This is a genomic window from Clostridia bacterium (assembly GCA_017394805.1).
In the GTDB taxonomy this organism is placed as follows: domain Bacteria; phylum Bacillota; class Clostridia; order Christensenellales; family CAG-1252; genus RUG14300.
Genome location: JAFPXC010000025.1, coordinates 1 through 15,082, shown reverse-complemented (window position 1 = coordinate 15,082; position 15,082 = coordinate 1). Strand labels below are relative to the sequence as shown.

Annotated in this window: 10 protein-coding genes; 4 read left to right on the top strand and 6 right to left on the bottom strand. The window is 54.2% G+C overall.

Features of this window, described 5'->3' with window-relative positions; genetic code table 11:
* Positions 1-319 precede the first annotated feature (319 nt).
* Together II896_06365 and II896_06360 are read left to right on the top strand one after the other, a co-directional pair.
* Positions 320-1,198 carry a hypothetical protein gene (locus tag II896_06365; GenBank protein MBQ4444258.1) on the top strand — a complete coding sequence of 293 codons (879 nt, stop codon included), beginning with the start codon at positions 320-322 and terminating at the stop codon, positions 1,196-1,198.
* Between the two features lie 1,140 nt (positions 1,199-2,338).
* The gene (locus II896_06360; GenBank protein ID MBQ4444257.1) at positions 2,339-3,964 is read left to right on the top strand and encodes a recombinase family protein; all 1,626 of its coding nucleotides are present in this window, start codon (positions 2,339-2,341) and stop codon (positions 3,962-3,964) included.
* 461 nt (positions 3,965-4,425) lie between these two features.
* Here II896_06360 and II896_06355 read toward each other — a convergent pair whose 3' ends face one another.
* The 3 genes from II896_06355 to II896_06345 form a co-directional block, all read right to left on the bottom strand.
* On the bottom strand, positions 4,426-4,905 hold the full coding sequence (locus II896_06355; protein ID MBQ4444256.1) for a PH domain-containing protein: 480 nt from the start codon (positions 4,903-4,905) through the stop codon (positions 4,426-4,428).
* A 133-nt stretch (positions 4,906-5,038) separates the two neighbouring features.
* Positions 5,039-6,019, bottom strand: coding sequence for a hypothetical protein (locus II896_06350; GenBank protein MBQ4444255.1), 981 nt, complete (start codon positions 6,017-6,019; stop codon positions 5,039-5,041).
* Between the two features lie 199 nt (positions 6,020-6,218).
* Positions 6,219-8,237 carry an elongation factor G gene (locus tag II896_06345; GenBank protein MBQ4444254.1) on the bottom strand — a complete coding sequence of 673 codons (2,019 nt, stop codon included), beginning with the start codon at positions 8,235-8,237 and terminating at the stop codon, positions 6,219-6,221.
* 117 nt (positions 8,238-8,354) lie between these two features.
* Here II896_06345 and II896_06340 point away from each other — a divergent pair, with 117 nt between their 5' ends.
* The gene (locus tag II896_06340; GenBank protein MBQ4444253.1) at positions 8,355-9,071 is read left to right on the top strand and encodes an aspartate/glutamate racemase family protein; all 717 of its coding nucleotides are present in this window, start codon (positions 8,355-8,357) and stop codon (positions 9,069-9,071) included.
* A gap of 167 nt (positions 9,072-9,238) precedes the next feature.
* Positions 9,239-9,844: a rubrerythrin family protein gene (locus tag II896_06335; GenBank protein ID MBQ4444252.1), complete on the top strand. Its 606-nt coding sequence runs from the start codon at positions 9,239-9,241 to the stop codon at positions 9,842-9,844.
* Positions 9,845-9,936: 92 nt separating this feature from the next.
* On the opposite strand, the gene II896_06330 is transcribed toward II896_06335, so the two are convergent.
* From II896_06330 to II896_06320, 3 genes are read right to left on the bottom strand one after another with little or no spacing between them, the layout of a single operon-like run.
* A complete protein-coding gene (locus II896_06330; protein MBQ4444251.1) occupies positions 9,937-12,852 on the bottom strand; it encodes an alpha-mannosidase in 2,916 nt (971 codons plus the stop codon).
* On the bottom strand, positions 12,849-13,721 hold the full coding sequence (locus tag II896_06325; protein MBQ4444250.1) for a carbohydrate kinase: 873 nt from the start codon (positions 13,719-13,721) through the stop codon (positions 12,849-12,851). The genes II896_06330 and II896_06325 overlap by 4 nt, the downstream gene beginning before the upstream one ends.
* Positions 13,718-14,797 (bottom strand): class I mannose-6-phosphate isomerase, encoded by a 1,080-nt coding sequence (locus II896_06320; protein ID MBQ4444249.1) that lies wholly within the window; start codon positions 14,795-14,797, stop codon positions 13,718-13,720. Before II896_06320 ends, II896_06325 begins: the two co-directional genes overlap by 4 nt.
* Positions 14,798-15,082: the final 285 nt, after the last annotated feature.

Sequence of the window (15,082 nt, the reverse complement as noted above, 5' to 3'; positions counted from 1 at the left end):
CGTCACAACATCCGCCCTTGGGCGGCCGCGACCGCGGACACGGCACCGATAGCGGCGGCGTCCGCGCTTTGCATACCAAACTATCGTAGGAGGTACGTATGAACCGATTACCGACCGACAGACCGCCATAGGCGCCATCGGCGCCGCACACGCTTCACCGCAGGCGATATTCCTTGGGAATATACCATTAGTCAAAACCGATTTTATCAAAAAGTAACCCAACATTCCACAGGGGGGATGTTGCACCCATCCCCCAAAAAATTAAAGAAAAAATACCATATTAACTATTAAATGGAAATAAAAATAAGGAGTAATTATTATGAGTAACAATGATATTTTAGCCACCGTTGAATTTATCGAATGGGCAAAAAATAATAATGATTTGGAAATATCTAAACCATTAAATTCATTTGTTGAAAAATCCAAGCAGATATCCATTCAATTAGATACATTATCGCCCATTATCGAAAAATTCATTGAAGAACAAGATTGCGATAGCACATCCGACGATATTTTTAACGCCTTGATTTCGATTTTTTGCAGGCGAGGAGATAATATTGAAAAGTACGCCTATCGCCGCTATCAACGACAAGAACAAATGCGCAAGGATTTGCTCAATTTGGTAATTAACAAAGATGATAAAGAATATCAATCGAGATTGAATGATTCCAATCGATATAAGTGCGTTATTTTGCAAAAGGATAGGAATGCGGTGGTAAAAGAACTAATCCAAGAATATCAAGACGAATTGAATCGTTTTTTAGACGATTATTTGGATATTTTTTATTCAAAAGCCGAATGGGAGCTGTCCGGTGAAGATAATTTGAAGAATATGTCGAGTTTTAATGTCGACGAGGGCGATATCCCTTGTATTTTTATTTGGAAAAACAACCAAGGCGGCGCACCGATACCCATTGATGGGCTCAACGCCGCGGGTATTTATGAAATGCTTAAATATATCGCGTACACAATTAAAAAAAGCAACGGTCATATTACGGCAAGAGGGATCGCCAATGCGTGCCAAGCGAAATATCGTAGGATTAAAGAAGACAACCTTAGCGTCAATCCTTATTGGGCACCCAAAGAAACGCGTGCCGATATTCTTAAATGGCGCGTCGTCGCCCCATTATTTTGGGCGATTATCGGTAGCGCAATCGGTTCGATTATCGGCGCAGTAATAAGCTTACTTGTGAAATAGGATACACTGCATTTTTATATAAAATACAAAAAGTTGTAGTCTAACACGCCATTTATCGGTCACTTTATGTTTGAAACAGAATAGTGCCTTCTCGTCTGTGCATTTTGCGAAATGCGGATTGCATCCGTTTATTGTCGTATTTCGTTTACCTATTAGTTTTTCATTTTAACAAGTATATCACAATATTACAAGATTCATATCCGTATCATTTACACCCAAAACACAGCACAATATAATGCTAATCAAATGGAACCAAGTGGAACCGTTTACTATTAGACGGTCCTTGTCTTGAACAAGTGGCGCCGCTGCCACTCCCCACGGAATCGCTCGCTACGCTCGCGCTTTCGCGGGGTCCCCTTGGCAAATGCGTCGCCAGACAAGGCCCGTCTAACCGACAACTTCGGACTTCGAAGCGCGAGCTAACGACGACAAAAAGGGGAAGCCCCCGACGGCGAGGAATGGGCGGCCGCGCTAACCCGCTTGCGGCACTGCCCATATCCCCTCGCCTTTGTTCGGTTGTCCCATCCCCCTTTTCTTGTTTGTTAGTTGCTCTTTCGCATCTTTTCAATGTATTCATACTTTTATGTGGCATTCATCTCTTGTAGATGCCACGTTTTTTTGTTCCTTTGATAGACCGATTCACAGTATTTACCTAAATGGGCACACAACATAGTTCTTTTTCGTCTATCGACGGGGGGTGTAATCTCCGCTACGCCAAAAGACAAGGCACTAAAAAAGGAAAGGCAATTATGATGCCTACTTAGACCTTTTTTAGTCGCCGCAATTATTTGGATAGGCAAATGTAATTGCGGTTCCCTTTGTCTTTTGGCTCGCTTCGATTGTGGGATGGGTGTCGATAGACGAAAAAGGAGGTGAAAAGATGAATAAAATGGAAAAACTTTATAAATGTCCCCAAAAGGAGGGGAGATTACTTGCTTTAATACAGTCAATCCGACGTTATGGCGTTGGAAATCCGTATGGAGGCAGGAAAAGGAATGGCAAGAACGCTAAAAACAAATGGCATACCGAGTTACACCAAGATGGAGAGGGACGAGAAAGATAGTTTCATCGCGTCTTTTCTGATCGTGGTGTTTTTCTATTATGCCGACAAAGATAAAAACAACAAATAGGAGGATTAAAATGAAAAAAGCAGTGATTTATGCGCGGTATAGCTGCGCAGGACAAACGGAACAGTCCATCGACGGACAATTGAGAGTGTGTAGGGAATACGCGAAGAATAACGATTTACTCATCGTAGGCGAGTACATAGACCGTGCTATGACGGGGACAAATGACGCCCGCCCGAATTTTCAACGCATGATAAAAGACAGTTGCAAGCAAGAGTGGGATGTCATTCTTGTTTACAAACTGGATAGGTTCTCTCGGAACAAGTATGATAGCGCAATTAACAAGCGCATTCTTAAAACCAACGGTATCCGCGTTTTATCTGCAACCGAGCATATTCCTGACAGCCCTGAGGCGATCATCTTAGAATCTATGCTTGAAGGCATGGCGCAATACTTCTCAGAGGAACTGTCCCAAAAGGTACATAGAGGATTGGACGAGAGTTACCGTAAAGGGAACTATACGGGTGGGTATCAAATCCTCGGCTATGATACGGTCGACAAAAAGAACGTTATCAATGAGGCAGAGGCAGCCATTATCCGCGAGATCTACTCAAAATACGCCAAAGGCTATACGGCAAGAGCCATTGCGGACGAACTACAGCGACGGGGCGTATTGGGTAAGCGCGGTACAGTAATCACTGACAAAGTGATTTATAAGATATTGCGCAACACCAAGTACAACGGCACGATCCAGCACGGCGATACCGTGTATGACAATATCTATCCCAAGATTATAGATGACCTGCTATGGCAAACTGTTCAAGACATCCATGCCGAAAACCGACGTGCCCCCTGCCGGAAGAAGGATGTATATGATTATATTCTGTCTGGAAAGTTGGTGTGTGGTTATTGTAAAAGGTCAATGGTTGGCATCAGCGGAACGAGTTACACAGGCGCTATCTATTATTATTACTCGTGCCTATCTAGGCGCAAGAAGGAGAACAAATGTGAATGTAAACACATTCCCAAGCAAGAGTTGGAAGACGCCGTTATTCAGGCGACATACAAAATGCTTGCATCTGAAGAAACAGTTAATGCCATAGCCGAGGCGGTATACAAGTTGCATCAAAAGAACGCAGCAGAAAATAGCAGGTTGAAAGGGCTTGAATCCAACCGAGCCGCAGCCTTGAAGGCAAGCAGTAATCTGATTGCGGCAATGGAACAAGGCATTATCACCGAGCAAACAAAATCAAGGCTTAGAGAACTTGAAACGGAAATCGCACAACTTGATTATGCCATAGAAGAGGAAAAACAACAAAGTTACACATATCTGACAATCGAGGCTATAAAAGACTATTTAAATAATGTGTTTACAGGCAACATAAATTCTGTAGAGGTGCGGAAGTTGATAGTCAAGCATTTCATTCGTGAGGTTCAACTGTTCAATGACAAAATCATTGTATCGTTCAACTTCGCTGACAACCTTCCATACCGACGAACAATAAATGGCTCAATAGAGATAGAGGAAGCGTGCAAAAACACGGCTTCCTCTATTTCTTTATATGAAAGTTCGAAGTTTTTAACCCCGTGCACGCCAAAAACGACTTGTTCGAACACAAGTCGTTTTTTTCTACCGAGGGCTTCGGTGGTGCAAAGCACCACTGCGCCACTATCGTGTCGCACCCCCAACCTACGGTAGGGGCTGACGGCGCGAGAATGTTATATAAGGACGTTACAGGCCATAGGGCGCGCCTATTCCGTTGATGCTCCCGAAGGTCGTCTCTCCTTACGAATCCCTCTAGGTACGCCTAAAAACACAGCCACTATGTCGACCGTGATTTCAATCTACACCCCCCCTGAGATGCGTGCACGGTTGTAGACTGAGATTTCAATCCACACCCCTTGCAGCCGAACGTAATCGTGTTGCCCTGCGCATTTCAATCCACCCCCCCCGCGCGGGGGGTGACTGCAAAGTCAAGCGTATTTCGGGGAAAATCAACCCGTTTTTTGCTTGATTCGCCTTTATTATACAATATATTGGCGGGAGAATAAACGTTTTTTTGTAATTTATCGTTTAATCGGTTTCTTTTCCTATCAATTTATGGTGCGAACAAATCAAAGAATTTATGGTTCCCTGTACTCCGCACTCATACTTCATAGCTAGGCGTTGTGAGCGATATATTCGCGGATTTCGCGGAGAACGTCGTAGGGCTTTTCGATGAAGTTGAACGTAAGACTGCGGCGTTGGGTTTGGAAAGAGATGGAGCCGGTGTCCGTGCGGCGGTCGAGGAAGGACACGGAGACCTCGGTGGAGACCACGTCGCGGTAGTCTATGCTGCGATAGGTGACGCCGAACGAGCCCGAACGCGCGAGGACGCGCTTGTTGGTGTAGGCGTAGTAGAGGTGATCGTAGCCGCGCTTGACATAGAGAATGGGCACGACGCCCAAAGTAAGGATGAAAATCATGATAAGATGCGGCCAAAAGATGGGCAAGGCGAACATCCAAAAAGCCTTGTAATAGCGCCGTTTGTTGGGCTTGTACGCGCCCACCACGACCTCGTCCGCGTCCAAAACGTCCGCGAATACCTCGCGCGGCACGATCTCGTCCGCACGCATCGCTTGCATATCATAATCCTTCATATTCGGTCTCCTTTGGTCATACCGCGCATACCGCGAGTGTGCGTGCGTTTTGGAAGAATAGGCAACGCCTTGGCCGACTAAGTGACGGCTTGGCAAACGTCACCCCACGTCGCTTGCGCTCGATACGGCAACCCTACTCGCCCAACGAGGCGAGGTATTGGTCGTACTGGGTGTTGGCATCCGAAATGAACGCCTGCACGTCGAAAGTGGCGCGGGAGTTGCGCGAAAGCCACATTTCGTAGCCCTCGCCGTGGTAGGTGAGCGAGGTGACGGGCGTGCCGTAGTAGGGCGCGTCGAAAGGCAAATTGCCGAACGTGACGGTCACTTTGTCCGCATACGCACCCGTATCGTAGTCGTCGGAATGCGCCATCATCATGGGCGTTGCCGTGAGGTCGGCGTCGGCGTGTGCTTGTCTATCCGATTTGAGGGCGTAATAGACGTTGCATTTGGCACGCTCTGGATAGTAGTCCACGACGTAGTAGACGTAGGGAGAAGCGGCGTCGTAGGCGCCGTTGTAGACCAACACACCGTCCAACAAAGCCACCTCGTAATCGGCGGGCGCGAAGGTCGTGCCAAACTCTCGGTTGACGTAATTCAGCCCGGTCTCGTTGGACACCTTTTCGTAGCGCACCGAACGCGAATATTTGCGCCCGAAGATGGCGGGCATATTGTAGCTGAGTTTCTTGGTCTTGTACTTGAAGTAGACGCCCAAGGTCTCGTGGCCGCTGCCGGGGACGGCGTCGCCCGTGGTCTCCGCCGCGTAGGTGTAGGATATCTCCTTGACCTTGTCGGGTTGCTTATCGTCCATCGAGACGTTGATCTTGCATTGGTAGCACCGCACGGGGGTGTCTTTGTCCTCGTAGACGTAATAGCCCTTGCCGTCCGACGTGACGACCAGATAGGCCTTGATTTGATTGGTGGCGATGAGGTCCACCGTCTCGCCCGTCTCCTCCCCTTCTTTGGCGGGATAGGTGCGGGTGTAGGACTTCAACTCGTAGGTGCCCACGACCTTGCTGAGCTTGGCGGGGCGGGACTGATAGCACGCGGTGAGCGCGGCCAAACATACGGTGGCCAGCATAACGACGGCAATCAATATGGCAATGCGTTTCTTCATAATATCACCTCTTATAGTATAGCATACGCAATAACGCTAAGGTTATATAGATTATAGCACCATGCACTCGCCCTGTCAAGCGGGGGCGATTTGGTAACGAAAAACCCCCGTTTTGCGGGGGTTTTTGTGAAATAAGACTTGTGTTTCGTAACGCGAGCGAAAGCGCGAAACGGCGCTCGGTCGCGCATCCTCGCCCCGCTTACTTGCGGGCGTCTAACTCGGCCTTGCGCTTCTTGGCGTCCTCGATGATCTTCGCGTTGGCGGAGGCGGGAACCTCTTGGTACTCGGCGAAGGTGGACACGAAACGACCGCGACCTTGGGTCATGGAGCGCAAGTCAGTGGCGTACTTGAGCATCTCGGCCTGCGGAATGGAAGCGGAAATAATCTGCTTGCCGTTCTCCTGCTCGGTGAACTTGATGGCGCCGCGGCGCTTGCTGACGTCGCCCATAACGTCGCCCAGGTAGCTCTCGGGCACGATGATCTTGACGTCATTGACAGGCTCGAGGAAGTAGGGACCGGCCTTGTTGATGCCCTCGTCGTAGGCCAACTTGGCCGCCGAGATGAAGGCGATTTCTTTGCTGTCCACGGGGTGATACTTACCGTCGAAGACCGTGCACTTGAGGTCGATCATGGGATAGCCCGCCAAAACGCCCGTCTTGAACGCTTCGCGCAAACCCTTCTCGACGGCGGGAATGAATTGACGGGGAATAGCACCGCCAACGACCGCGTCCACGAACTCGAACACGCCGTCCGCCGCACCCGGCTCGAAACGCACGGAGCATTGACCGAATTGACCGGCGCCGCCCGTTTGCTTCTTGTGACGACCGACGGCCTCGGCGGAGTGGTGAATGGCCTCGCGGTAGCTTACGCGGGGCTCACGCAGAATAGCGTCCACGTTGTATTTGTTCTTGACCTTTTTGCAGATGATGTCGAGTTGCATCTCGCCCATGCCGCACAGCAAGGTCTCGTTGGTCTCGGCGTTTTGCTCGATGACCACGGTGCTTTCCTCTTCGAGCATCTTGAGGACGCTGGAGATGACCTTCTCTTGGTCGTCCACTTTGGCCGCGTTGATGGCCAAGGCGATGACGGGAGCGGGGAAGGGAATGGCCTCGAAGGGCTCGGTGATAGTCTCGTCGCCCAAGGTGTCGCCCGTCTTGGTGTAGCTGAGTTTGGCCACGGCGCCGATGTCGCCCGCGTTCAACTTGTCCACGCCCTCTTGCTTCTTACCTTTGAGACAGTACAAGGCGCTGATGCGCTCTTGCTTGTCGGCGTTGACGTTGTTGAGGGCGATGCCCGAAGCCACGGAGCCACCCTCCACTTTGAAGAGGAGCAGTTTGCCCACGAAGGGGTCGACCACGCTCTTGAAGACTTGGAGGCAGGTGCCCTCGGTCTTGGCGGTGGGAGCGGGAACGAAGCGCAAGATGGCGTCCATCAAATTGGTGACGCCCACGTTTTGGGTGGCGGAACCACCGTAGGCCAAGATGGCGCTGTCGGCGGCGATGGCGGCCTTGATGCCGGTGATGACTTCGTCGTGGGACAGGTCGCCCTCCTCGAAGTACTTCTCCATCAAAGCGTCGTCGGTCTCGGCGGCCAACTCCACGATCTCCAAACGGGCCTCTTCGTAGGCGCTTTGGAGAGAAGCGGGAATGGCGATCTCCTTACCGCTCATGTCGAAGGCTTTGCCTTCGAGTACGTTGACGTAACCCTTCATCGTCAAAGCCTCGACGATGGGAATCTCGGCCATGACCACTTTGGAATAGGCGGCGCGAATGGCGTTGACGGTCTCCACATAGTTGGCGTTCTCTTTGGTGACGCCATTGACGAAGAGAATTGCGGGCTTCTTGCGCTCGCTGACCATCTCCAACGCCTTCTCGGTGCCGACGGTCATATTGCCCGAAGCGCTCGTCACGATGACGGCCGCCTCGCAGACGTGCAAGGCCGCGATGACCTCGCCCTCGAAGTCGAAGAACCCCGGCGTGTCGAGGACGTTGATCTTGACGTCCTTCCACACGGCGTAACCGGCGGACAAACCGATGGAAATCTTGCGGGCGATTTCTTCGGGATCGTAGTCCATGGTGGAGTTGCCGTCGTCCACGCGGCCCAAACGGTCGATGGACTTGGCGTTAAACAGCATCGCTTCGGCAAGGGAAGTCTTACCTTCGCCGCCGTGACCGATGAGTGCTACGTTACGGATTGCATTTGTTTCGAAAACTTTCATATCGTACCCCTTTATGGTATATTTGTCGTTATTTAGACTTTTATTATATTACAATACGCCCGCCGATTTGGCAAGCAAAATCTATCACCCTTTCGATATTTTTTTATATACTATACTATGATAGGCGTCATAGACAGCGGAATGGGCGGCCTTTCGACCTTGGCAGCGCTCATCGAAAGCGGCGCGGACAACGCCTTTGCGTACTACGCGGACGTGGGACACGCCCCCTACGGCAACAAGCCCCGATTGGAAGTGATGGCGTTGGTGCGCGAGGGGTGCGAACGGCTCGCCGAGAAGGGCGCGACGAAATTGGTGCTGGCGTGCAATACGGCCTCGACGGCGGCATTGCGGTACCTGCGCAAGACCACGGATTGGGCGGTTTTCGGCGTGCTGCCGCCCGTGGAGAGAGCCCTCGCGTTGGGCGGCAAAAGCCTGCTCTTGGGCACCGCGCTGACCACCTCGCGCTACCGCGATACGGACGGTTTCCGCACCCTGTCCTTGCCCGAATTGGCTACCCTCGTAGACCGCGACTACCCCGACGTGGATGCCATCGAAGCCTATTGCCGCGAGCGGCTCGACGGCGTGGGCGAAGTGGACAATTTGATACTCGGCTGTACACATTACGTCCTTATAAAGGACGTGCTTTGCCGTATCGTCAAACCGAAAAATATCTTGGACGGCAACGCGGAACTGCTGTCCGCCATAGGCGCGCCCGCCCCGAGCGCTACGGGAAGAAGCGCGAAAAAGGGCGTTTCGGTGGACGTGCTGAGTTCGGGCAAAATAGACCGCGAGCGGTACGCCCGAACGCTCGAACACCTCGTGCGAGAGAAATAGCCTTCGCATCCGATATCCGCGTTTTCGCAAAATTCCATCCGCATTTCGAGGGAAAAAGCACGCCCTGCTCCCCCGTTTTCGTGCAAAAACCCGCTCGATTACGTCAAGTTCACACTACGGCGAATAGTTCGGGCAAGGGCGGTCAATACTTGGCGTGGAGGTATGATATGGAACTTTTGAACAGCAAAACCTATTTCAATTTGGCCAAGGCGTTCGCAGGGGAATGTATGGCAAGGACGAGGTACGAGTATATCGAGTACGGCGCGAGACAACAGGGCTACAAGGCGCTGGCCGCCGAAATAGACAAACTCGCCTACAACGAATTCAACCACGGGCGTATGTTTTACAGTTTTATTCAGTCGGCGTCGCAAAAGCCCATCGACAATATCGACATTAGTTCGGGCTATCCCTTCCGCGAAAAGTGGGATTTGGTGGAAAACCTCAAATTGGCCGCCAAGGACGAAGAAGACGAGGGCAACAATATCTACCCCTCTTTCGCCAAGACGGCGCGGGAAGAGGGCTTCGACGACATCGCGGCTTTGTTCGACAACGTGGCCGAGGTGGAGAAGCGGCACCACCGCATTCTCAAAGACCTCTACCGTCAATTCAAGGACGGCACGGCCTACGAGAAGAGCAAATCGGTGGTGTGGGAATGCCCCGCCTGCGGCTATCGCGCCGAAGGGAAAGAGGCCTTCGACACCTGCCCGCTGTGCCAGGAAAAGCAAGGCTCGGTGAAACTGCATCTCAACGAAAAAGAATGCGTATTGGCATAGAAAAGGGGCACCTGCGGTGAAATAAGTCCCATTGGTTGGGGGACACGCAATAAAAAGTCTTAACGGGAAGGGATCGATTTCTCTTCCCGTTTTTAGCGGGTTTTGACCAATATCGTCTTGATCTCGTGCGGGGCGAAGTGTAAACGGGCGTTCGTTTCGACAGGGTTTTTCTCCAACAGGTCGGTGGCGTACAGCGCGAGGTAGGGGCGCCGTAGCGCAAGGGTACAATCGGTCGCTACGCCCAAGCGCTCGTACAGCCTGAGGACGTAGCCCTCGCCCATGGCGGCGGGCTTGATCGTTTCGAGAACGACGTTCGCGGTGTCCACGGTGGCAAGAGGCGCGACCGCCTCGGCGGTAGGCAGGGCAAGCAGAGGATAGTTGAAGTTGTAGCCGCCCCGAACGGCGTCCATTCGTGTGGCGGGGATATCCATCGCGTAGGCGAAGCGGTGAACGCCCATATCGCAATCGGGATCGGGATATTTGGGACTGCGCAAAAGGTCGATGGACAGCACGCCCTTTTTGAGACGGTAGCCGTATTTGGAGTCCGAATACAAAGCGAAAACGCACCCCGCGTCCTCGACGGAAACGTATTTGTGCGCGCAGACCTCGATTTGAGCGGCCGCTTCGGGCGTATCGTCGGCGGTGTCGCGGGCGACGCTGCCGAATTGAATATCGCAATCGGCCCATCGGGCGTACACGGTAGGCACGAAATCGGCACGGAGCATCAGGTGCTCCTCGTGCCACTCCACCGTGGTATCAAACACCACTTGGGTGCCGTAGCCCAAACGCACGGCCTGCACGACCGTGCCGCGGGGCAAGGCGAAGCGGAGTTCCATCACGGCGATAGCGCCGTCCATATAGGCGCGTTGGGACGAAAAACGTATGGTACGTGGGTGGCTAAGATAGTCCAAACCGATATTCCACGCGTCGTAGCGCTTGTCCTTGTCGTAGTAGAGCCCGAGGACGTTGAGCCCCGCCTTCGCGTACTCTTTGCCCGTCCGCTTGTCGAGGTAGGAAGTGACGACGCCCCGCGCGAACGTCACCTTGACGAAGTCGTTTTCGAGATAGTCATCGCCCGCAACGCTCCCCTTCTCCACGGGCGCAAACGAAGCCGAAGCGTAGCCCTCGGCCGATACGAGATAGGTCTTGCCGCCCGCCGTTTGGTATTCCCGCCGCGCGAAGGGAGAAGGATTGAGCCAGCCGAAGCCCTCGCCCGTGGGTAACAACCCCGCATAAAGTTCGGCGGCGCGGTCGACCACCTCGGTGAGTTCGGCCACACTTTCGCGGTGTACCCGACCAATGCCCGAACCGGGCAAAATATCGTGGAATTGATTGAACAGCGTAGTGCGCCACAAGTCGTGCGTGACGTCCGCCGACCGTCCGTCGTAGGCAAGCAACCATTCCAACACGTGCAGATTGCGCTCGGCCAGACGGTTGAGCCGCTTCTCCTCGGCCTGGGACGTCAAAACACCTCGGTGATATTCGAGGTAGAGTTCCCCGTCGAAGGTGGGCACGTCCTTGCGCTCGGCCAACCGCTCGAAACAACTCGCGGCGCTGCCGAATCGGGCTTTGGGCGCGCCCGCAAGCCCTATCGCACGCTTGGCGATCTGGATATGGCCCTCGCCCGCGCCGCCGCCGCCGTCGCCTACGCCGTAGATGACGAGCGCCGCGCCCAACTCCTTTTGCGTATTGCGCTCCTCGGCCTTGGCCCACGCCAAAGGCGTGCCGTCGTTGCAATAGGTTCCCTCGGGGGAAACGTGAGAAAGAAGCGTCGCCCCGTCCAATCCCTTCCAATAGAAGGTCTGATAGGGAAACTTGACGTGCCGATTCCAAGTGAGTTTGGTGGTGACGAAATACTTTTTGCCGCAACCCGCGGCGATGGTGGGCAGGGCGTAGGAAAAACCGAACGCGTCGGGTAGCCACACCACGTCGGACGTGCGGCCGAAATGTTCGAGGAAAAACGCGTCGCCGTAGCCGAATTGGCGGATTAGGCTCTCGCCCGAGGGCATATTGCAATCGCATTCCACCCACATACCGCCTTGCAATTCGATATTGCCGCTCGCTACCGCTCGTTGCAATTTGGCAAACAACGTGGGGGTACTTTGGCGTACCCAATCGAACATCTGCGCCTGGCTCGCACCGAACACATAGGCGGGCTCGCGCTCGATTTGGCGCACTGCGTTGGTGAACGTGCGCACGGCCTTGCGCATACTCTCGCGCTTGGGCCACATCCAGGCAAGGTCGAGATGGGCGTGCCCCACGAGGGTGTATTCCACGCCATCCTGCGCTGGGGGCAGATCGTAGTAGTCGCGCAAGATCTTGTGCGCGCCGTCAAGCTGCCCGTTGTCGTACAGGGCGTAGGACTGCGACAGCACCCACAGCAATTTCTCTTTGAGCGCGGGGGTGAGCAGAGGATTGTGTCCGTCAGTCGCCAAAAGGACGGCCAACGTGACGTAATCGTAGTAGTAGTCCCAAAGGCTCTCGCGCCGAACGGCCATCTTGGCGTAGCGGAACTTGGCTTTCATCAAGAAGTTGCCGTTGATGCCGTTGTAGCCCGCGTCTATCCACGCGTCGACCATGGCGCCCGCCGTGGCCTTGGGGGTCAACTCCACTACGCACTTGCCGATGGTGGGCGGCTGCAACACGTCGGGAACGGACAAAATGGACGTGACGAGGTCGCCCGTCTCCTCATCCTCGTACGACAAGCCCTCGCCCTGCAATTTGACCAAAGCGACCAAATGCTTGCCGTCCGCCGCCGAGGGCACGACGCCCGTCAGGTGAAACCAACACGCACCGAAACGCTCCTCGGTCCAAATCGCGCCTTTGCGCATACGCTCGGGGCTTATAGAGCCCACTTCCGCGAAAGGAATGGGCTCGGCGGTGGAATAGGCGTCCACCGTGAGGTCTCCCACCTCTTTGAACACGCGCTTTTTGAGCGTGACCACGTGCGAAGCCACTACGGGGTGTTTGAGTAGTCCCGCCACCAACATCTTGATGACGGCGATCATATGGCGCCTTCCTTTTGGGTGGCCAAAGCACCCATACGATTGGCGACTTCCAATATCTCGGTAAGCGCGGGCATCGTGGGTTGCAACCCCTTGGAAAAGATGGCGTCCAAATTGGCCAATACCGCGCCGTAAAAAGCGTCGCCCGCACCCGTCGTGTCCACAATATGGCTAAGACGTGGGGGGGCAACTTGCGCCACGTGCCCGCCGTAATACACACGGGAAGGACGCGAGCCCGCCGTGACGAACAGCATACCGCGGAAGGCGAGCGCACGCACGGCCTCGCCCAAATCCGCCTCGCCCGTGAGGCTAAGAACCTCGTCCTCGCTCATTTTGAGAACGTCCGCCGCCATAAGATAGGGCAGCATAACTTCGTTGCGCAAAGAAGTGGTGGCAAAGAGGTCGTCGCGGAAATTGGCGTCCACCGACAGCAAAGCGCCGCTTAGGCGCGTAAGGCGTATCACTTCGTCGGCGGCCGCTCTGCCCTCGGCCTTGTTGAGCATAAGAGTGCCCAAATGCACGATGGTGGTATCGCTCGGCACGGCGAAGTCCGCCGCCGTCAGGTGATAGTCGGCCGCGTTGTCGCGCAAAAAGCGGAAATATCGCTCGCCTCGCTCGTCCAAGGTGACCTCGGCCACGGTGGTGGGATAGCGAGCGTCCCTATTGACCTTGGCGTCCACGCCGAACGAGCCGATGGCGCCCAAGATAAAGTCTCCCATCGAGTCGGCGCCAACCTTGCCGTAAAACGTGACGGCGGCACCGCACCTTGCCGCGCCGACCGCTACGTTGAAAGGCGCGCCGCCCACGTGGCACACCGCCCCGTCGGGCTTGACCAATTTGTCAACCAATATCTCCCCTATCGCCGTAATCATAGGTCGAGATTCTCCTTGCTCGGCAAGCACTCGGCCAGCACGATGGCGGTAGACGTGCCTACGTCAAACTTGCCCTCGGCCGCGTACGGCAAATAGAAATAATCACCCTTCTTTATCCGTCGGGCGTACCCGTCGCCCGTGATTTCGCCTTCGCCGTCCAGCACGATCCATACCGAGGGGGCGAAAGAGGGCGTGTACCGCTTGCCGGCCGCGAGGGAAACGCGGTTCTCGGCGAAGCACGGCGTATCTTCGTAGCCGATGAGGAGTTCGACCTTGACGCCGTCCTCGTCCTTGATAACCCGCGGGGTGAGCAAGGCGCCTTTGAGAGCCTTTTCGCCCACCAAAGAATAGTCGAAACAATCCAACGCGGTGAACTTGTCGAGACCGATATATTCCTCTTGCTCGCTGATATGATAATCCCCGCACCACCGCTCGGGCTGAATGGTGAAATCGGTCGGCTCCTGCACTTCCAAAATGGTGCAGCCCGCGCCGATGGCGTGGATAAGGCCCGCGTTGATGATATAGACGTCGCCCACCTTGGCGTCCACGCCCGCCAAAATGGTGGACATGATATCGCGCTCCTCTTCGCTGCGCGTCTCCATGCGGGACAACTCGTCCTTGGTGACGGGGCGATTGAAGCCGAAGAATATCTTGGCACCCGGCCTCGTGGCCAGCACCAGCCACGCCTCGGTCTTGCCGTAGGGCGAGCCAAAGTGCTCCTTGGCGAAAGCGCGCGTGGGATGCACCTGCATAGGCAAGCGTATGGCGCTGTCGAGGTATTTGATAAGGCAGTCGTAGCGGCGGCGGCCCGTCAACAAGGCGGGATAGTCGCGTAGCGCGTCGTCGAAGAAGACGTCCGTGCCCTCGATGACCGCCACGCCGTCGCGCGGACCGAAATAGCGGGGGTTGATGGCCTTGACCGACGAGGCGATCCATTCCTCGGGGAAGAAGCCGTCCTCTTCGGCGGGCAAATCGCAAAACGCGGCGATGCCGCGCCCGCCTTTGTACACGCGGTACACGCGGTTTTTCTCGAAGAAAATGGGTTGGGACAGCAATTTGACGATACGCTCGGGCATGGCGAAACTCTCCTTGGCACTAAGATATTTCGATTATACCATATACGCGTGCGCCGCGCAAGATGCAATCCGCGGCACGCAGGCGAAAAAAATACCGTTTTTGATTGTCTCGGGTGAAAAAGTATGCTATAATAGAAGCAAGCGTGCAAGCACGAGCGAAGCGAAGTATTTGCATAACGCTTGCGCCGCATTGCAACCGAACGCAGGGAGCGCAGCGACCAATCTATACATAGTATAGATACCATTCGTAAGAATGGGCGTTCGTATGGTTGTATAATAGAAGCA